The sequence below is a fragment of the Christiangramia sabulilitoris genome (assembly GCF_007050985.1).
Taxonomy (GTDB): domain Bacteria; phylum Bacteroidota; class Bacteroidia; order Flavobacteriales; family Flavobacteriaceae; genus Christiangramia; species Christiangramia sabulilitoris.
Genome location: NZ_VHSF01000003.1, coordinates 496,174 through 516,316 on the forward strand (window position 1 = coordinate 496,174; position 20,143 = coordinate 516,316).

At 42.4% G+C, this 20,143-nt stretch carries 12 protein-coding genes and 1 tRNA gene; 4 read left to right on the forward strand and 9 right to left on the reverse strand.

What is annotated here, in order from left to right:
* Nucleotides 1–418: 418 nt before the first annotated feature.
* The 5 genes from rfbB to FGM01_RS12375 form a co-directional block, all read right to left on the reverse strand.
* Nucleotides 419–1,450 (reverse strand): dTDP-glucose 4,6-dehydratase, encoded by a 1,032-nt coding sequence (gene rfbB / locus FGM01_RS12355; protein ID WP_143411476.1) that lies wholly within the window; start codon nt 1,448–1,450, stop codon nt 419–421.
* Nucleotides 1,450–2,325, reverse strand: a complete 876-nt coding sequence (rfbA, locus tag FGM01_RS12360; protein WP_143411477.1) for a glucose-1-phosphate thymidylyltransferase RfbA — start codon at nt 2,323–2,325, stop codon at nt 1,450–1,452. Before rfbA ends, rfbB begins: the two co-directional genes overlap by 1 nt.
* Before the next feature lie 405 nt (nt 2,326–2,730).
* Nucleotides 2,731–3,021 carry a GIY-YIG nuclease family protein gene (locus FGM01_RS12365; protein ID WP_143411478.1) on the reverse strand — a complete coding sequence of 97 codons (291 nt, stop codon included), beginning with the start codon at nt 3,019–3,021 and terminating at the stop codon, nt 2,731–2,733.
* A gap of 773 nt (nt 3,022–3,794) precedes the next feature.
* Nucleotides 3,795–4,268 carry a transcription termination/antitermination protein NusG gene (nusG, locus tag FGM01_RS12370; protein WP_143411479.1) on the reverse strand — a complete coding sequence of 158 codons (474 nt, stop codon included), beginning with the start codon at nt 4,266–4,268 and terminating at the stop codon, nt 3,795–3,797.
* Between the two features lie 1,654 nt (nt 4,269–5,922).
* Nucleotides 5,923–5,995: transfer RNA gene (locus FGM01_RS12375), tRNA-Gln, on the reverse strand.
* A gap of 212 nt (nt 5,996–6,207) precedes the next feature.
* Between FGM01_RS12375 and FGM01_RS12380 the strand changes: the two genes are divergently transcribed.
* Entirely contained in the window at nt 6,208–9,516 is a 3,309-nt protein-coding gene (locus FGM01_RS12380) for a DUF2723 domain-containing protein (protein ID WP_143411480.1), read from the forward strand.
* Nucleotides 9,517–9,941: 425 nt separating this feature from the next.
* On the forward strand, nt 9,942–10,622 hold the full coding sequence (locus FGM01_RS12385) for a polysaccharide deacetylase family protein (protein ID WP_143411481.1): 681 nt from the start codon (nt 9,942–9,944) through the stop codon (nt 10,620–10,622).
* Here FGM01_RS12385 and FGM01_RS12390 read toward each other — a convergent pair.
* The 3 genes from FGM01_RS12390 to FGM01_RS12400 all read right to left on the reverse strand — a co-directional run bounded on the left by FGM01_RS12390 (nt 10,606) and on the right by FGM01_RS12400 (nt 13,048).
* The gene (locus FGM01_RS12390; RefSeq protein WP_108170465.1) at nt 10,606–10,902 is read right to left on the reverse strand and encodes a thioredoxin family protein; all 297 of its coding nucleotides are present in this window, start codon (nt 10,900–10,902) and stop codon (nt 10,606–10,608) included. The two genes, FGM01_RS12385 and FGM01_RS12390, sit on opposite strands and share 17 nt — an antisense overlap.
* A gap of 75 nt (nt 10,903–10,977) precedes the next feature.
* Entirely contained in the window at nt 10,978–12,204 is a 1,227-nt protein-coding gene (locus FGM01_RS12395) for a metallophosphoesterase (protein ID WP_143411482.1), read from the reverse strand.
* Nucleotides 12,205–12,325: 121 nt separating this feature from the next.
* Nucleotides 12,326–13,048 carry a copper homeostasis protein CutC gene (locus tag FGM01_RS12400; RefSeq protein WP_143411483.1) on the reverse strand — a complete coding sequence of 241 codons (723 nt, stop codon included), beginning with the start codon at nt 13,046–13,048 and terminating at the stop codon, nt 12,326–12,328.
* Between the two features lie 78 nt (nt 13,049–13,126).
* On the opposite strand from FGM01_RS12400, the gene FGM01_RS12405 reads away from it, so the two are divergent.
* Together FGM01_RS12405 and polA are read left to right on the forward strand one after the other, a co-directional pair.
* Entirely contained in the window at nt 13,127–14,104 is a 978-nt protein-coding gene (locus FGM01_RS12405) for a glycosylasparaginase (RefSeq protein WP_143411484.1), read from the forward strand.
* A 487-nt stretch (nt 14,105–14,591) separates the two neighbouring features.
* Nucleotides 14,592–17,420 carry a DNA polymerase I gene (gene polA, locus FGM01_RS12410; RefSeq protein ID WP_143411485.1) on the forward strand — a complete coding sequence of 943 codons (2,829 nt, stop codon included), beginning with the start codon at nt 14,592–14,594 and terminating at the stop codon, nt 17,418–17,420.
* Nucleotides 17,421–17,480: 60 nt separating this feature from the next.
* Here polA and FGM01_RS12415 read toward each other — a convergent pair whose 3' ends face one another.
* Nucleotides 17,481–20,132 (reverse strand): DUF5916 domain-containing protein, encoded by a 2,652-nt coding sequence (locus FGM01_RS12415; protein ID WP_208012729.1) that lies wholly within the window; start codon nt 20,130–20,132, stop codon nt 17,481–17,483.
* Between the last annotated feature and the right edge of the window lie 11 nt (nt 20,133–20,143).

A 20,143-nucleotide genomic window follows, 5' to 3' on the forward strand; every position in this document is an offset into this window, starting at 1 on the left:
TAAAGCTGCGGGAGCGGCTTTGAATTTGAATCGACTTCTCGATAAAATTTTATCTCAATTCTTTCGATAAAATCACTCGAAGTGACGATCTATCCCCCTTAAAATTCTAATCCACGTCAGTTCGAGTGGATTTGAAGATGCGGAAGCAGATTCAAATATGTATCGAGAACAGAGGTGCCAAATCACTTCTCGATACGATTTTCCCTCAGTAACCTTCGGCAAAATCACTCGAAGTAACGATTCACTCCCCTTAAAACCCTGATCCACGTCAGTTCAAGTGGATTTGAAGATGCGAGAGCAGATTCAAATTTGAATCGACTTCTCGATACGATTTTCTCTCAGTAACCTTCGATAAAATCACTCGAAGTGACGGTATACTATAACAGTTAAATGAAGCTTACGGCATTTAGCTTAATGCTTAAGACTTATATCCTTCATATTTCTCCAGATACCACTCAACAGTTTTTATAATCCCGGATTCAAAATTCTCTTCTGCTTTCCAGCCGAGTTCATTTTCAATTTTCGAAGCGTCTATAGCATACCTGCGGTCATGACCAGCGCGATCTTCCACATAACTGATCTGATCTTTATAACTGCCTTCTGTTTTTGGCTTTAAACGATCCAGTAGTTCGCAAATATAATTCGCTATATAATTATTATTCTTTTCGTTTCTTCCGCCAATATTATAGACCTCCCCGGCTTTACCATTCTTAAAGGCCAGCTCCACTCCTTTGACGTGATCTTTTACAAATAGCCAGTCACGGATATTCTTTCCATCGCCATAGATCGGAATTTTCTCTCCCTGCAAGGCTTTCCTGATGATCGTAGGGATCAGTTTTTCATCATGTTGCCTGGGTCCGTAGTTGTTGGAACAATTGGTAATAATAGTGTTCAAGCCATAAGTATGATGGTAACTTCTCACCAACATATCTGCCGCGGCCTTACTTGCGGAATAAGGAGAATTGGGGGCATATGGAGTATTTTCAGTAAAAAGACCGGTTTCACCAAGTGTACCATAAACCTCATCTGTGGAGATCTGGTGAAAACGGCATCCCTCAAACTCTTTCTTATAGTGAAAGGGTTTCGTCATCCAGAATTTATATGCCACATCCAGCAGGTTGAAAGTTCCGTTTACATTGGTTTTGATAAAGATCTCTGGATCCTTAATGGAATTATCCACATGGGATTCCGCCGCAAAATTAATGACCGCATTTACCTTATGCTCATGAAAAATTTCCTCCACCAGCTTTCTATCCCTGATGTCACCTTTGATAAATTGATAGCCTACATGATTTTCCACACCGCTTAAATTTCTCCTATCCCCGGCATAGGTCATAAGATCCAAGTTGATGATCTTAGATCCGGGATTGGTTGTCAGGTAATACGCGATAAAATTTGAGCCTATGAAACCAGCTCCTCCGGTTACCAGTATAATTTTAGATTGCTTCATTATCCTTTCGCTCTTTTGATAAGATATTCTCCATATGAACTTTTCTTTAGAGGAGCCGCCAGTTCAATCAACTGTTGCCTGCTTATATATCCTTTCTCATAAGCTATCTCTTCCAGGCAGGCTACTTTTAGCCCTTGTCTTTTCTCTATAGTATGTATAAAATTTGAAGCCTCCAGCATGGATTCATGGGTGCCGGTATCCAGCCAGGCATATCCCCTGCTCATGATCTCCATCTTTAACTGATCCCGGTCCATGTATTCCTGAATTACCGAGGTTATTTCCAGTTCCCCACGCCTGCTGGGTTTTACTTCTTTAGCTATATCTACTACGGAATTCGGAAAGAAATACAATCCCACCACAGCATAATTACTTTTAGGATCTTCAGGTTTTTCTTCGATACTCTGCACATTCCCTTCGGCATCAAACTCAGCCACCCCGTACCGACCCGGCTCATTCACATAGTATCCAAAAATGGAAGCTTTTCTATGTTCGGTTACATTATAAACAGAATTCCGCAGGAGACCGGTAAAGCCATGTCCGTAGAAAATATTATCCCCCAGAACCAGACAAACGTCATCATTACCGATAAACTCTTCTCCGATTATAAAGGCCTGCGCCAGACCTTCCGGTTTAGGCTGAACCTTATACTGAAAATTCATCCCCAGTTCTGAACCATCTCCAAGTAGTTTCTCAAAATTGGAAAGATCTCCCGGAGTGGATATTATAAGAACCTCTCTTATCCCTGCCAGCATCAATACCGATAAGGGATAATAGATCATGGGCTTATCATAAACATTCAGCAGTTGCTTGGACACTCCCTTGGTGATTGGATACAAACGGGTTCCGGAACCGCCGGCAAGGATAATTCCTTTCATATAGAACAGTTAATGTTAAGAGTTGCTAAAATAGGGAATATAGATCACTTAGGATTAGTGACAGTGGGCCGCAAACTTTAGCTTCTCGATACATACTTTCAAAACTCTCGTTTGAAAGTATACTCGAAGTGACGGGCGTGTTCCTTTTATTATTAATCCGCGTCAGTTCGAGTGAATATGAAGATGCCAGAGCAGATTTAAATTTGAATCGACTTCTCGATACAATTTTATCTCAATTCTTTCGATAAAATCACTCGAAGTGACGGGCGTGCTTCTCTTATAAAAAACTATTACCGTCAGTTCGAGTGGATTTGAAGATGCGGGAGCAGGTTTAAATTTGTACCGACTTCTCGATACGATTTTCTCTCAGTACTCTTCGATAAAATCACTCGAATTGACGGTATATTATTCGAACCTTTTCCGGGCCAGATTGGGTAAATCTTCATATTTGCCATCGATTAAAGCCTGCTTTTTGGGCCTAGACCATTTTTTGATCTGCTTCTCCTTTTCTATCGCCAGATTGATATCAGTAAATTCAGAACACCAGACCAGCTCTACAGGTTTTCGCTTTTCAGTATAACTACCAGGGTGAGCTCCTGAAATGTGTTCTTCCAGTCTTTTTTCAAGGTTCAAAGTTACACCGGTGTAGAATGTGTCATCTGAACACTTTAAAATATATACAAAGCTTAATTTCATAATCTTAAAGACTTCTTGTACATCCCTTCACTTCTCGATACTTTTCCCTGCAATTTGCATTGCCAGGAAACACTCGAAGTGACGAGAGTGTTGCTTTTTATTAAAACTATTACCGTCAGTTCGAGTGAATTTAAAACTGCGGTAGCGGCTTTGAATTTATACCGACTTCTCGATACGATTTTCTCTCAGTACCCTTCGGTAAAATCACTCGAAGTGACGATCTATCCCCTTTAAAATTCTAATCCATAGTTCGAGTGGATTTGAAGATGCGGAAGCAGATTCAAATATGTATCGAGAACAGAGGTGCCAAACCACTTCTCGATACGATTTTCTCTCAATTCTTTCGATAAAATCACTCGAAGTGACGGGCGTGCTTCTCTTATAAAAAACTATTACCGTCAGTTCGAGTGGATTTGAAGATGCGGAAGCAGATTCAAATATGTATCGAGAACCGAGGTAATGAAACTTCGAACCACTTCTCGATACGATTTTCTCTCAGTACCCTTCGGTAAAATCACTCGAAGTGACGATCTATCCCCTTTAAAATTCTAATCCATAGTTCGAGTGGATTTGAAGATGCGGAAGCAGATTCAAATATGTATCGAGAACCGAGGTAATGAAACTTCAAACCACTTCTCGATACGATTTTCTCTCAATTCTTTCGATAAAATCACTCGAAGTGACGTGTAATACTCGAAGTGAAGACTAACCATAACAGGTAATTGCAGCTTACTGCTTACGGCCTAGAACTTATAGCATAGTCTAAAACCTAATCATAGTACATCCTGCACATTGGCAGTGAGGGTCCAGCCGATATCAGGAAGGATTAGTTTAAGTTTTTTGGCTCCCACTTCTTTAATGATCGCCTTCTTATTAGCCATTCTACCCGATTTGATCTCCACCACGTCCCCGGGTTTAAGGCTACCTACCTTGAAATCGTCTAACTGATCATTATTCAGCCAGGAGCGAATAGCCTCTATCTCTTCAGGTTTAGCCAGTGCGGGCTTCTTTAACCAGTTCAGAAATCCCAGCACTCCCGGAACCTCATACACCTGGTGGCGGGTGGCCACCTCCATATTTACAAAAAGGTAGCCCCGAAAAAGCGGGACGGTCACTTTCTTCTTGCGGTCTGTCCATTGTCTTACTTCAGTAATTACCGGACAAAATACCTCCACCCCGAGATCTTCCAGGATCTCAGCAGATTTTAGCTCGTGTTGTGGTTTCGTACGAATTACATACCAGGGCATACTGCGATATTTTATTCAGGATGTTAATTTCTCGCAGCAGGGTGCCTGTTAACAGGGGAGAAATTGATTGGTAAAAATACATTTTTTTTACCGAGTAGTCAAGGGAGAAGTTAGTTGTGGGTTGTGGGTTGTGGGTTGTGGGTTGTGGGTTGTGGGTTGTGGGTTGTGGGTTGTGGGTTGTGGGTTGTGGGTAATTTAAAAAATTAGCATTGATTCCTGATTACTGTTCATTGTTTATTGTTCATTGTTAATTGGTTATTGTTTGGTGTCATTTCGAAGGAGCGCAGCGAATGAGAAATCTCTTTGAAGTCTGAATTTAGAAGTGGGAAGTATTAAAAAGGATGTGGGAAGTACGAAATTAGAATTACGAATTGGGAAGTATGAGAATTGGTGATTGTCATTTTGAAGAAGCGCAGCGACTTGACTTCTCGATACATTTTCCCGCAATATGCATTGCTGAAAAACACTCGAAGTGACGGTCGAGTTTCCCAAAAAATTGTTCCCCCGCTTTAGTGCGGGTTGATTCGAAGAAGGAAGTGGTAAGTATGAGAATTGTTTATTGTCATTTCGAAGGAGCGCAGCGACTGGAGTTGGAAGTGGGAAGTACGAAGTTAGAATTACGAATTGGGAAGTATGAGAATTGATGATTGTCAATTCGAATAAGCCTAGCGACCGGACTTCTTTTGAAGTGGGAAGTACGAAATGGGAAGTATGAGAATTGGTATTGTCATTTAGAAGAAGCACAGTGACTGGAATTCTTTTGAAGTGGGAAGTACGAAGTTAGATTTACGAATTGGGAAGTATGAGAATTGGTGATTGTCATTTCAAAGAAGCGCAGCGGATGGACTTCTTTTGAAGTGGGAAGTACGAAGTTAGAATTACGAATTGGGAAGTATCAGATTTGGTGATTGTCATTTCGAAGGAGTGCATCGACTGGACTTCTCGATACATTTTCCCGCAATTCACATTGCTGAAAAACACTCGAAGTGACGGTCGAGTTTCCCAAAAAATTGTTCCCCCGCTTTAGTGCGGGTTGATTCGAAGAAGGAAGTGGTAAGTATGAGAATTGTTTATTGTCATTTCGAAGAAGGGCAGCGACTTTGAAGTGGGAAGTACGAAGTTAGAATTACGAATTGGGAAGTATCAGATTTGGTGATTGTCATTTCGAAGGAGCGCAGCGACTGGACTTCTCGATACATTTTCCCGCAATTTGCATTGCTGAAAAACACTCGAAGTGACGGTCGAGTTCCCCAAAAAATTGTTCCCCCGCTTTAGTGCGGGTTGATTCAAAGAAGGAAGCGAGAAGTACGAAGTTAGATTTAGGAATTGGGAAGTATGAGAATTGTTTGATTTTCATTGAAAAAGTCAGCCTTCGACCCATCGACAGGCTCTGGGTGCTCAGCCCGAGAGGTTATAATAGAAAGGGAACCATTAATAATAATATTCTCCAGTATAGATTTTACAAATCAAATCCTCCAAACTGCAAACCAAAAACAACGAACTACCTGAGATTTCTCTCCCGAAGGGCGGGATCAAAATGACAATCTAAACTAAGAGGCCGGGTAAAAAACTTCGAATCAAAACATTTAACTGAAAACTGCGAACTGCAAACTGTAAACTAAAAAAGCCCAAATCGAAAGATTTGGGCTTTTTGTTGGCCTACTAGGGCTCGAACCTAGACTCTTCTGGACCAAAACCAGACGTGTTGCCAGTTACACCATAGGCCAATGCTTAAATGCGGATGCAAATTTAAAACAAAGTTTAATGTACACAAACTTTTCACCCAAATTTTATTGAAAAAATTGCACTTTATTTTGAAATTTCCTCCCCCGTCTTCATTTCCAGTTACTTCCAAAATAACAGCTTTTGTTTATCGTTTTGGAAGCATTCAGCATTTTATTATTAAATTCGCCACTTTAGTACAACTACCTTAGTATTTATGACAGATCTTAACTTTAGTAAGTGGAACAAAATCCTGGGCTGGCTGGTTTTTGTCATCGCCCTCACTACCTATACCCTTACTCTGGAACCAACGGCAAGTTTCTGGGATGCCGGTGAATATATAGCAACTTCTGCGAACCTGGAAGTAGGTCACCCGCCGGGTGCACCGTTCTACCAGATGATGGGAGCTTTTTTCTCCACCTTTGCCCCTGATAATTCCAAGGTCGCCCTCATGGTGAATTTTATGTCTGGTTTTGCCAGTGCCATTGCGATCATGTTTATGTTCTGGTCTATCACCATGTTGGTCTTAAAGGTCGCCGGACCCGTTTCAAAATTAACCCCTTCTAAAAAATTAGGCGTTCTGGGCAGCGGTTTGGTGGGCTCACTGGCTTTTACCTTTACCGATAGTTTCTGGTTCAATGCCGTGGAAGCCGAAGTATATGCCATGGCCGCCTGCTTTATGAGTATCATGTTCTACCTGGGATTAAAGTGGGAACGGGACATGTTCAAACCCCGTGGAAACCGGTGGATCATCTTAATTTCCCTGGTCATAGGTCTTTCTTTTGGAGTGCACTTTATGGGTCTGCTTACCCTGCCCGCTATCGGATTCCTGTACTTCTTCAAGAATTATAAGGAGGTAACCGTTAAGAATTTTCTTATTGCAAATGTGGTCGTGGTGGCCGTGCTGATGTTCATCTTCAAACTTCTGCTACCCTATACACTTACTTTCTTTTCGGCTTCAGAATTGTTTTTTACGAATAGCCTGGGCATGCCTTTCAACACCGGGACGATCATCGCTTTATTAGTGATCGTAGCCGCTTTTTACTTCGGAATAAACTATACCCGGAAGAAGAACCTTTATAAATACAACACCCTCCTATTATGTATCCTGTTCGTGCTAATTGGATTTTCCAGCTGGGTGATGCTTCCCATAAGAAGTAACGCGCCAACGGTGATCAATGAGAACAGCCCGGATAACGCCCGTGAACTACTGGCTTATTACAACCGGGAACAGTACGGGGAAACCCATCTTTTTTACGGGCCGCAATGGTCTGAAATGTACTCCGGCCTCGATGAAGACAATCCATATGAGGATGCAAAGCCCAAATATGAAAAAGACGAGGAACTGGGTAAATATGTGATCGTAAACGAATATAAGAATGCCAAGCAGAACCTGGACGATGATCATAAGGCTGTCCTCCCGCGTATGTGGAGTTCTGAACATGCGGTAAATTATATGGAATTTACCGGTCCGCTGGATTTCAGGATCAAACCCGAATATCAGGGTGAAGAAAGACTCCTGCAGGCGGTTAACGAATTTAAATCTCAATTCTCTCGTGGCGAAAGGGATATGGAAGACTACCATAATTTCCTTAGACAGTTCAGCGAATACCTGGATGTGGAAAAACCTTCCTTTGCCGAAAATATTGGCTATTTACTGGAGTACCAGTTTGGCTATATGTACTGGCGGTATTTTATGTGGAATTTCACCGGGCGTCAGGATGATATACAGGGGAAATATACCGACCTGCATGGAAACTGGCTTAGCGGGATAGACTTTATAGACGAAATGCACCTGGGTAGCCAGGATATGCTGCCGTCTGATGCTGAAAACAATAAGGCCCGCAATACCTATTATTTTCTTCCTTTTATCCTGGGATTAATAGGTCTGGTCTTTCATTTAAAGAGAGATAAAAAGAATTTCTGGGTATTGATGGTATTTTTTCTGTTCACCGGGATCGCTCTGAAAATATACCTTAATGAACGTCCTTTTGAACCAAGGGAAAGAGATTATGCGCTGGTAGGATCATTCTATGTATTTGCTATCTGGATTGGCTTCGGGGTTTATGCATTGTTTGACAAACTACGAAATTACCTCAGCCCTAAGATCGTGGCCCCGGTAGTGATCGCAGGAAGTTTACTGGCTGTGCCCGTCTTACTGGCTTCAGAAAACTGGGACGACCACGATCGCTCCGGAAGGGATACCGCTCTTACCATGGCCAGGATGTACCTGGACTCGGTAGATGAAAATGCCATCCTGTTCACCATAGGAGACAATGACACCTTCGCCCTCTGGTATGTGCAGCAAATTGAAAGATACAGAACAGATGTTAGGATCGTAAACACCAGCCTTCTCGCAACCGACTGGTATATAGACCAAATGAAGCGCAAGGCTTTTGAAAGTGATGCCCTGCCATCTCAGCTGGAGAATGACTTCTACAACGGGAAGAACGACGCGATCTTTTTAAGAGAGGTCACCCAGGATACCATTCCGATCAAAACCTGGATGAATTATATTGAAAATGAAGATCCGCGTACGCAGGCAGAATTGCAAAGCGGGACCTTCATTAACACTTTCCCGTCCCGTTACGTAAAAGTACCGGTAGATAAGCAAACAGTATTAAAAAACAATATCGTTGATGAATCTGAAGCTGATGAGATCGTGGATGAGATCGTGATCACTATTGGCGACCAGATCCTGTATAAGAACCGCTTATTAATGATGGATATCCTGGCGAATAACGACTGGGAAAGACCTATCTATTTCACCGGCGGAAGCTTTGGTGATGAAGATTATCTCTGGATGAAAGATTACCTGCAGCTCGAAGGGGTTACCTACAAGCTGGTACCTATACGCACTCCTCTGAATCCGCGGAATCCATTTGATATGGGAAGGGTGAATACAGAGAAGATGTATAATATTGTTAAAAGCTGGGACTGGGGGAACATGGGATCTTCAGATATCTACCATGACCCGGAAACCCGCAAAAACTCTATCACCTATAGGAGTAATCTCGCCAGGCTTACTGAAAACCTGCTAAAAGAAGGCGATACTATTAAAGCCGAAGAGATACTGGATCTGGGGATGCAACATATGCCGGTAGAACACTATGAGTATTATACCTTATTGGAACCATTCATTACCGGTTACTACGAAGTTAACAGACCGGAAAAAGCCCGGGAGATCTGGAAAAAGGTCGCTGAAAAATACCAGGAAAACCTGGAGTTCTACAGCAACTGGGAAGTGGAGCGCCAATACAGATATGCCGATGAGATCATTACAGACATGGAGCGATACCGCGGACTGGTAGATATGGCGATGGTTTATGAGAACAGAGAGTTCGCCCGCGAGAAAGCAGAAGAGTTCAATAATTATTTGAGGATGTTCAGGCATTTTTACCAGGCCGAAGAAGAAATAGATCCGGAAGTGAAATCTCCCGAAGAACAATTACTGGAAGCCATAGACGGCGCTTCCAGCCCTGATAGTAATATTGAAACCATGTCAATGGATTCTGTAGAGGATTAATAAGTATTGAGTAGTTAGTATTGAGATATGAGAATTCTGAAAATGAAGCTTGCATATCACCATTGGAATAAGGAGATATATTCTGAAAAGATCTAATTGAAGATTTATGTCAGACTGAGCGTCTGAGTGCCCTGAGCCCTGAGCTTGACGAAGGGTCGAAGTCTATATTTTTGTTGCCATTTTGCAATTCTCCGGAAGTTTCAGAATCTCAATTGGAGATCCGGCAAAGCGGAAATTTGTCAGACTGAGCGCCTGAGTGCCCTGACCTTGACGAAGGGTCGAAGTCTATATTAGATTTTTTGTTAGCATTTCACAATTCTGAAGAAGTTTCAGGGTTTCTATTGGATTCTATAAAGATTCAGCAAAGGGGAAATTTGTCAGACTGAGCGCAGTCGAAGTCTGCATATACTATCTTACAAAGAAAAATGAAACTCTTTCGCCCAAAATACCCGGCAATTCTTAGATGGCTTTATCCTAACCGGCTTTCAAAAGTTGATAATCCCAAAGCGATCTATCTCACCTTTGATGACGGCCCGGTTCCGGAAGCAACTCCATGGGTATTGGACCTGCTTAAGGAATTTAATGCTAAAGCTACCTTTTTCTGTATAGGAGAAAATATTGAAAAATATCCGGATATCTTCAGAAGGATTCAGCAGGAAGGACATTGTACCGGCAATCATACTTTTAATCACTTGGACGGATGGAAAACAAAAACTAGAGAATATCTAAAAAATACCCGCAAGGCCAGGGAGATTATGACGGCAGAAACCAACCAAACTTTCGACTCCCAAACTCAAAATACTGAAACTTCTAGCATAAAAATTTTCCGCCCCCCTTTTGGTAAGATCAAAAATTCACAGGCAAAAAAACTGGTCAGTTCCGGATATAAGATCGTGATGTGGGATGTGATCAGCGGTGATTATGACCGGGATTTTTCAGCGGAAGAATGTTATAAAAACGTCATTGAAAATGCCACCACGGGGAGCACTATCGTGTTTCATGACAGTGTAAAGGCACTAAAAAATCTGCAGGAAATCCTTCCGAAGATCTTAGCCTACTATAAAAAAAAAGGAATGGAATTCAGAAGTCTTAAAGATGTTCTTTGAGCAACCCGATAAGTGTATTGGCATCCTGCTCGCCGCTATGCCGCCACTTCATTTCCCCCGATTTATAAATCATTAGGGTAGGCAGGCCTTTTACCCTTAGGGCTTCTGCCAGTTGAGAATTCTTATCTACATCAATTTTAATAACTTTCGCCTTATCGCCCATGGCCGCCGCCACATCCCTAAGCACGGGATGCATCGCCACAGAAGCATCATTCCACTCGGTATAGAAGTCCAGAAGGACGGGAATATTAAGGTCTACTAATTCACCAAATTTTGACATAATTCAGGATTTATTAAGAGCACGTGACTTTCGCCACTTATGCCCGCTTTAATCAAATATAGGAAATTCTTGTAATTATGCGGGTTTCGAACCTTTTTTCAGTTCAATGACGCTGATCTCGGGCCAGATTCCAATACGCCCGGGATAAGCCAGAAATCCGAAACCACGGTTCACATTGATATACCTACCGGCCTCTTCATATATTCCAGCCCAGTGCTTATAACGGTACTGCACAGGACTCCACTTTAACCACCCCGGTATTTCGATCCCGAACTGCATTCCGTGGGTATGCCCGCTCATGGTTAGATGGTATTTCTTTGGGTGCATTTTCACTTCCTGCTCCCAGTGGGACGGGTCATGGCTCAGCAAAATTTTGAAGTCATTTTCATCCACCCCTTCCCCGGCCTTTTCCAAATCTCCGGCTTTCTTGAATCCGCCAGCACCCCAGTTCTCTACTCCAACCAGAGCAATACGATCTCCGTTCTTTTCTATATACCGGTTCTCATTCAGCATCAGGTTCCAGCCCATATCTGCATGGGTTTGCTTCAGCTGGGCTAAATTCTGCTCCTTGGCCGCCTGGCTTTCCCAGTTATGATAATCACCGTAATCATGATTTCCCAGGATAGAATAAACGCCATCTGGGGCATTCACTTCAGAAAACAGCTCTTTCCAGCTATCCATTTCTGAAGCCTTGTTGTTCACCAGGTCACCGGTAAAAACCACCAGGTCACTCCCCTGCTCTTTCAGCAGATCCACCCCATACTGGATCTTTTCTTTATTATCGAAGCTACCGCTGTGCACATCACTTATCTGGCTAATGGTGTACCCGTCAAAAGCATCTGGCAGATCTTCGAAATACAGGATATATCTGAGCACCCTGAAATTATAGCGGCCTTTATACATTCCATAAAGCAATCCGGCAAAAGGTATGGCAGCCAGGCCTAAGGCGATGGTGCTTATAAATTTTCTCCGCGAGGGAATGTCAAAACTTTCCGAAGGAGCAAATAACTTCTGAATACCGGCAAGGGGAATTCTTACCACATCTTCACCCAGCATTACCAGCGAAAGCACGATCTTCCCGACAAAAAATGCCAGAAAAATACCAATGGCATATCCGCGTCCCCCGCCAAAACCATCGTTGGGAGCAGATTGATTGAACTGATAGAACAGATTACCAATTACGATCGCCGAAATGACGAAGTAGATGACGGCAACCCATATATTCTTTGTAAATACTCTTAAAGCCTGATAGGCGTAAAGATCAACGATAAGATAAATCGCCGCGAGAATGAACCAACGCATTAAATCAATTTTTTACGAAGATATTGGGAATCTGCGATGAAGCGCAGTTTTTTAATTCATTTTAACTAATAACAGCATAGGCAGTTCAAATGATCTGTTTATTTTGAAAACCGGTATAACTTTAAACCACCTTTGAGATCATCCTTTTAATAAGTTCGGCATCACAAATAGTTCTTGTCTGCTCACCAATAAACCTACCGGAGATCATTGAAACCGGGGTTTCATACACGGAGTTCTTTATGATTTTTGATCCGGAAAAATGCACTGCTTTGAAACCGCATTTTTTAATTTCTTCAATATTCTGAAGATTTACACCGCTCCCGGGCATGATCACACAATTTCCTAAAATCTCATTTAATTCTTTCAAAAGCTCAAAACCCTCATCTACATTATTTTTACCCCCGGAAGTAAGAACTGTATCCACCCCCACTTGCTGCAGTATTTTTAGAGATGAATAAGGATCTTTTAACCAGTCGAATGCGCGATGGAAAGTAAAGTGAAGACCGGCCGAAACTTCCAGTAATTTCGCTGTTCTATCCACATCTATTTCCCGTTGATCATTCAATACCCCGGCAACGATCCCGGCCACTCCCATTTCTTTGAAATTCCTGATATCTGTCAACATGACTTCAAACTCCTTTTCAGAATAGGTGAAGTTCCCGCTGCGCGGGCGCACCAACACATGAACGGGAATGGAAAGCTTATCGAGCACATTTTTTACCAGGCCAAATGAGGGAGTAACCCCGCCTAAACCTAATTCTGAACACAATTCAATACGGTCTGCACCTGCCTTTTCTGCGATCATAGCAGACTCCAGTGAATTTGCGCAAATTTCTATGAGCATTTAGTATCTTTAAAACTTTGGTGAATTCTAAATGTAAATTACAAATTTCTCCTGGTTCTTATTTTCTAAAACAGACTTATGAAAAGACGTAAATTTATTGGAAGATCTGCTATTTCCCTGGCTGGAATTAGCATTGGCTCAGGCTTAATCAAACCTCACTTATTTGCTATGACAAAAAACATAACCCCAAAACCTATTGCTATTGCTACCTGGAATTTTCAAAACGCCACTAAAATGGCCGGCAAAATGCTTGAAGATGGTGCTTCTGCTCTTGATGCGGTTGAGCAAGGCGTGATGGTGGAGGAATCCAACTTAAAGAATACCACCGTGGGTGATGGCGGAGCACCAGACCGGGATGGCAATGTAACCCTGGATGCCTGTATCATGGCCCCGAATGGCAACGCCGGTTCTGTGGTATATCTTAAGGAAATTGCCCATCCTGTTTCGGTAGCAAGAAAGGTAATGGAAGAAACCCCGCACGTTATGCTGGCGGGTGAAGGTGCTTTACAATTCGCTATTCAGCAGGGATTTAAAAGGAAAAACCTGCTCACTGCAGAATCTGAAAAAGCCTGGAAAGAATGGCTGGAACATAAAAAATATCAGCCCATTATCAATATCGAAAATCATGATACCATCGGGATGCTGTGCATGGATAAGAACGGAGATATCGCGGGCGCCTGTACCACTTCCGGATTATCCTATAAGATGAATGGCCGCGTGGGCGACTCTCCTATAATAGGTTCCGGGTTATTCCTGGATAACGAGGTTGGCGGTGCCGTGGGTACAGGAATGGGAGAAGCGATCATGAAAAGTGTGGGCAGCTTCCTCATCGTGGAACTTATGAGGCAGGGCAAATCTCCGCAAGAGGCTTGTGAAGAAGCAGTAATGAGAACCGTGCGCAAGGCCCCCAACTATAAAGATTTCCAGGTCGCCTATGTAGCCTTGAACAAGCAGGGAGAAATCGGGTCTTATTGTATTCATAAAGGATTCAGTTATGCGAAATTCCATGAAGGAGAGAGTTCAGATAATCCGAGCCCTTCGTATTTGGATAGTTAATATTTATTTTACTTAGGCCACGAATGCACTAATGGCTATAATCTCTCAATCCGTAATTTCCGGATCAAAATTTTCCCTTATAATGTCAGGCTGAGCGCAGTCGAAGCCAATTGAAATGTACAGACTAAATGGATCGATATTTACTTATTTAATAGGGATAGTTCAGATAATCAGAGCCCTTCCTTTTTAGAGTCGATTACAAGAATTACCCATTCTCATCTTATCAGGCTATAACCAAGGGAAACAAAAACTTAATAAATATTGAAGAGACCATTGATTTATTCGACGACATTAAAAACCTGAAAACACTCCATCAACAACAGAATTTCACGCTGGAAGAAAAATTCAGGTTAGAATAATAATTTCTTCAAAAAAATCGCAAGGTTTCAAAGACTATTCAGGGTTATAAATTTTCCTGTTCATAAGGAAGACTGAGTTAATCTTTGTAGTTTTGAAATATTCTCAATTATACCTTTAAAAATTTCAAATGGCCGATCAAAAACGCCTTTTTTTACTAGATGCTTACGCTTTAATTTTCCGTGGCTATTACGCTTTTATCAAGAATCCAAGGATCAATTCCAAGGGATTCAATACTTCAGCGATCATGGGCTTTACAAATTCTCTATTCGATGTAATTCGACGAGAAAAACCAGATCACCTGGCGGTATGTTTTGACAAGGACGGGAGCAAGGAAAGAACAGAGATGTTTTCTGAATATAAGGCCAACAGGGATGAAACCCCGGAACCTATCCGGGAAGCGATTCCTATTATCCAGGATATTTTAAAAGCCATGCATATCCCGGTAGTGGAATGTGCCGGAATGGAAGCAGATGATATAATCGGTACCCTGGCCAAGCAGGCGGAGAAAGAGAACTATAAGGTATATATGGTCACTCCAGACAAGGATTTCGCCCAGCTGGTTTCTGAAAATATCTTTATGTACCGACCTGCGAGAATGGGTAACGGTATCGAGATCTGGGGAATTCCTGAAGTACAAAAGAAATTTGAAGTGGAAAGACCGGAGCAGGTGATAGATTTTCTGGGAATGATGGGAGATTCTGTAGATAACATCCCGGGACTTCCCGGAGTTGGAGAAAAGACCGCCAAAAAATTCATCAAACAATATGGCAGTATGGAAGGTCTTCTGGAAAATACAGATGACCTGAAGGGAAAGATGAAAGAAAAAGTGCGGGATAATGCCGAATTAGGAATACTCTCTAAAAAACTCGCCACCATCTTTACCGATTGTGATGTAACCTTCCATGCAGAAGATTATGAACTCTCTATGCCTGATGGAGAAAAGGTGCAGCAGATTTTTGAAGAGCTGGAATTCCGGAGACTAAAAGACCAGTTCATAAAATTATTCAGTGGTGAGGATGATGCTCCTCAAACCCAGGTTACCAATTCACCTTCGGCAAAGAAAAATGCACAGGCAACGGCCGGTGCGGGTCAATTCTCATTATTTGGTGGTGACGGAGAAGAAATAGAAAGAACCTCTTCAAGAACCAATCTTTCAGATACCCCTCATTTCTACCAGTCGCTGAATACAGAAATGGCCAGAAAAATTTTTATAGAAAGGCTTTTAAAACAAAAGAGCGTTTGTTTTGATACCGAAACCACCAGTTTGAATCCTCTGGAGGCAGAACTGGTTGGGATCGCATTTTCATGGGAAGCCGGTAAAGGATTTTACCTGCCATTTCCTGAAGACCAGCAGGAAGCTCAAAATCTTATTGAAGAACTAAGGGAGTTTTTTGAGAACGAGAACATCGAAAAGATCGGGCAAAACCTGAAGTATGATATCAAGGTGCTGGATAAATATAAGGTAAATGTAAAAGGTCCGTTATTCGATACGATGATCGCACATTATCTTATTAATCCCGATATGCGGCATAATATGGATGTGCTCGCCGAGACATATTTGAATTATTCCCCGCAGCCAATTTCAGAACTGATCGGAAAAAAAGGGAAAAACCAGGGCAACATGAGGGATGTGCCGGTAGATAAACAAACAGAGTATGCCGCTGAAGATGCTGATATCACTTTTCAGCTGAAAAACCTTTTCGAAAAAGAGCTGGACGAAGCACAAACCCGTAAATTATTCAATGAGATCGAGATTCCGCTGGTGGAAGTTCTGGCAGATATGGAACTGGAAGGAATAAGACTGGATGAGGAATATCTCAGCTCATTATCCCAGGCGCTGGTTTCAGATATCAAGGCCCTGGAAGAAAAGATATATGCTGATGCCGGGGAAGAGTTCCTTATCAGCTCTCCGAAACAGTTAGGGATCATCCTTTTTGAAAAACTGGAGCTTTCCAAAAAACCTAAGAAGACCAAAACCGGGCAGTATTCTACCAGTGAAGATGTACTTTCAGACCTGGCAGATGAACATGCTATCGTAAGACATGTGCTGGATTACCGCGGACTGGTAAAGCTACAGAACACCTATGTGGATGCTTTACCTAACCAGGTTGAAAAAACTACCGGAAGGGTGCATACAGATTATGTACAAACCACGGCAGCCACAGGAAGATTAAGCTCTAATAATCCTAACCTTCAGAATATCCCGATCAGGACAGAAAGAGGCAGACAGGTTAGAAAGGCATTTGTCCCGAGAGATGAAAACTACGTGCTGCTCGCGGCCGATTATTCCCAGATAGAACTTAGAATTATTGCTGCTCTTAGTGAAGAGGATAACATGATCCAGGCCTTTAAGAACGGGGAAGATATTCATGCTTCTACCGCGGCCAGGGTTTTTGGTGTGCCTCTGGAAGAAGTCACCCGTGAACAGCGAAGCAATGCCAAAACAGTGAATTTTGGGATTATCTACGGAGTTTCCGCATTTGGACTGAGCAACCAGACCTCCCTTTCCAGAAGTGAGGCCAAAGATTTGATAGATACCTATTATAAAACCTATCCCAAACTGAGCAGTTATATTGCAGACCAGGTGGAATTTGCGAGAGAGCATGGTTATGTTTCCACAGTGCTGGGCAGAAGAAGATATTTAAAAGACATCAATTCCAGGAACCAGGTGGTAAGGGGTGCGGCTGAACGCAACGCGGTAAACGCCCCTATCCAGGGAAGTGCGGCAGATATTATAAAGATCGCCATGATCAATATCCACAAAAAACTGGAAGAAGAAAATTACAAGACCAGAATGCTTTTACAGGTGCATGATGAACTCGTTTTTGATGCGCATAAGGATGAACTGGAAAAAGTTCAGAAAATGATTAAATCTGAAATGGAAAACGCCTACAAACTGGAGGTGCCTTTAGATGTGGACCTTGGAATTGGCGCTAACTGGCTTGAAGCGCATTGATCCTGATATAAAAACAGAAGTACGAATCTATGTTTTAATTCGCACCTCTGTTTTTCTGTCTTATAATATAAATCTGTAGGTCGCCTTGATCAAAAAAGTATTTTGCGGTCTTTGCCTTAGTAACTGATTATCCACGATCGCACTAAAATCATTATCCACATCACCCAGGCCGGTTACTCCCTGAGACCAGACAAAAAAGATCTCAGAACCGGGAATATATTCCCAACGGGCTACCAGGTTTGAGCGGAACTGTACAAAGGTAAAATCGGGATTACTTACACTATAATCAATAATATTATCCCTGTTCTCATCAATCAAATAAGAATTGTTTTCAAAAGCGATCTGGTCGTCTCCATACCATGAAATCCTCTTGTTGATATCCCTGGCGGTAGCATCCTGAACAAAATTAAGATTTGAATAATCTGCCTTAAAGATGAACGGCTGTCCGTAATACTGGATAGACAAGTTAGGATTAATACTATAGTTAACCCGTAAAGTGGCGCTTAATGTTTCCTGGTCTATCTGGCCAAGTATATAACGTGCTGCACCATTAAAAGATCTTTCTGTTATGTACTGCGTTTTACTGGGATTTTGCTCATATTCCAGCTCAAGAGATAAGTTTAGCGCATTTAAAGGCTGATAATTTGTACCCACCACATATCGCCTAAGCCCAAATGCATTCTGCTTTGCCTGGGCATGTACGTAGCCCGCTCTAAAACTTAACTTTTTTCGCTGGTCTGTCCCGGAAAACAGGAACCAGTAATTTTCCTCATTGAATCGCCAGCGAGGTCCTCCTCGAAGGAATGAATTAACGAAAATTCTTGGTTTATGAGCTGCCCCGAATTCACTCCACCAGTTATTTTTATAATTGATGGACGAGCGAAGTTCATACTGCATACGATTGTAGTTACCTTCAAAATCGAACACACTGGACTGCTCAATGCCTATATTCGCTCTTCTAAACCAGGATGTAGGCCTGGTAAAAAGCCTGTTTACACCGGCATATTGTCTTATATCATCTGCCTGCCGCAGAAAGCCGATATCATTGGTTTCCAATTCCGGTGAGATCCACTTCCCACCGGCCCGGTAACGCCAGTTTCCTCCTCCTCCTTTTCCAAATTCCAGCCTTCCGCCGGTACCGGTAAGCGAAGTACGGTTAGGATCCACTTCCACATGGTCTGCATCTGTACGCTGAAAAAGATGTACAATAGAATTCTGAGTATTCAGAATTGCCTCTTTACTTCCTCGAACATGGCTTATAACGCTGTGCCCCTCTAAATAGTAGGTGCGGTCTTTCCAGTTATGCTTAAAATCCAGCCCACCAGAAAATGCCTGCGTGTGCAGAAACGTTAAGTCATCTTCAATATTTCTGTGCGTGGCAGTGAACATAGTACCCACATAACTATTCCTGTCATTGAAATCCTTCTGTACCCTTCCCACAAAATAATTGGTCAAAGGCTCTACCAGCACTTCGTCCTCTTCCCCGTTGGTGTTGATCACCCCGGCATACTCCTTCGCCGTAACAGATTCGAGCACCCCGATAGTCCAGCCGTTTTCTGTCTTTCCGCTGAATTTAGCCGCTCCCAGAATGGTGGTATTCACCGGTGAATCTGCATAAACTACCCCGGGACCAAAGGCCTGCCCCTGCGGAGACCGTCCAATCCTTCTGGAAAAGAAGAGGTTATTCTGGGAATCGGTAAACCTGTAGTCAAATACACTTTTATTCTCTACAAAGAAAGGACGTCTCTCCTGGAAGAAGATCTCAAAGCCATCAAGGGTTACCGCACCAGGATCTGCATCTACCTGTCCAAAATCAGGATTAATAGTAAGATCCACAGTAAGGTCATTGGTGATCCCTATCTTGGCATCAAGACCCACCGTAAGATCTTCATCATTTCCATCCCGATAAGGATTACCTGCCTCCTGCTCGTAAGATTTATATTTTGTCACGGTGTATGGCTGTATTTCCAGTTGCTTCTGAGGTTCCAGATTTTTTAATCCCCTGAGTTCGCCAAAGGAACTAACCCATCCGGCAGGATTTGCAGGAACGGGTTGCCAGGTGGACCTTTCCTCCTTACTGAAGTATCTGCGGGTGGATTGAATTCCCCACACCTGATCCTTATCATTACTAAATCGCAACTGACTCAAAGGAATGCGCAATTCTGCCGTCCATCCTTCCTCATCGATATTCGTTTTTACGTACCAGATAGGATTCCAGCTGGAATCAAAATTCCCGTTATTAGAGATAAATTCATCCCCTTTTACACCGCTTACTGAAGTAGTAAAGGAAAACGCCGTGCGATCGTCATTATAACTATCTATATTCAATTCTATCCAGTCACCAGGAAAATCGTCCCTTCTTCCCATTCTTTGAATGATCTTTTCAGGATCTGGTTCATAACAGCGGAATGCCACATAAAGATTCCTGCTGTCATAAACGATTTTCATTTTTGTCTGCTGACTTGGATCTGTATTATTATCGGGCTCCCATTCTACATAATCTGAAGTCCACTCCACCGCATCCCAGGCATCATCATCAATGATCCCATCAATTTTTATAGGGTCGAGATCATTAATGGAGGTGGTGGTATATGAACGTTTAGCAAAAGCTAAATTAAGATCTGGTTTTTTGTCTGAAGATGACTGGGCGTTTATTTGATGAGAAAAACAGGCGATAATTAGCAGCCCAAAGGTAAATTTGATGAATTTCATTAAGAATTGTT

What these genes read in the sequence shown, in the direction of transcription:
- rfbB (WP_143411476.1), bottom strand. Translation starts at nt 1,450, where the DNA reads ATGAAGCAATCTAAAATTATACTGGTAACCGGAGGAGCTGGTTTCATA.
- rfbA (WP_143411477.1), bottom strand. Translation starts at nt 2,325, where the DNA reads ATGAAAGGAATTATCCTTGCCGGCGGTTCCGGAACCCGTTTGTATCCA.
- FGM01_RS12365 (WP_143411478.1), bottom strand. Translation starts at nt 3,021, where the DNA reads ATGAAATTAAGCTTTGTATATATTTTAAAGTGTTCAGATGACACATTC.
- nusG (WP_143411479.1), bottom strand. Translation starts at nt 4,268, where the DNA reads ATGCCCTGGTATGTAATTCGTACGAAACCACAACACGAGCTAAAATCT.
- FGM01_RS12380 (WP_143411480.1), top strand. Translation starts at nt 6,208, where the DNA reads ATGACAGATCTTAACTTTAGTAAGTGGAACAAAATCCTGGGCTGGCTG.
- FGM01_RS12385 (WP_143411481.1), top strand. Translation starts at nt 9,942, where the DNA reads ATGAAACTCTTTCGCCCAAAATACCCGGCAATTCTTAGATGGCTTTAT.
- FGM01_RS12390 (WP_108170465.1), bottom strand. Translation starts at nt 10,902, where the DNA reads ATGTCAAAATTTGGTGAATTAGTAGACCTTAATATTCCCGTCCTTCTG.
- FGM01_RS12395 (WP_143411482.1), bottom strand. Translation starts at nt 12,204, where the DNA reads ATGCGTTGGTTCATTCTCGCGGCGATTTATCTTATCGTTGATCTTTAC.
- FGM01_RS12400 (WP_143411483.1), bottom strand. Translation starts at nt 13,048, where the DNA reads ATGCTCATAGAAATTTGCGCAAATTCACTGGAGTCTGCTATGATCGCA.
- FGM01_RS12405 (WP_143411484.1), top strand. Translation starts at nt 13,127, where the DNA reads ATGAAAAGACGTAAATTTATTGGAAGATCTGCTATTTCCCTGGCTGGA.
- polA (WP_143411485.1), top strand. Translation starts at nt 14,592, where the DNA reads ATGGCCGATCAAAAACGCCTTTTTTTACTAGATGCTTACGCTTTAATT.
- FGM01_RS12415 (WP_208012729.1), bottom strand. Translation starts at nt 20,132, where the DNA reads ATGAAATTCATCAAATTTACCTTTGGGCTGCTAATTATCGCCTGTTTT.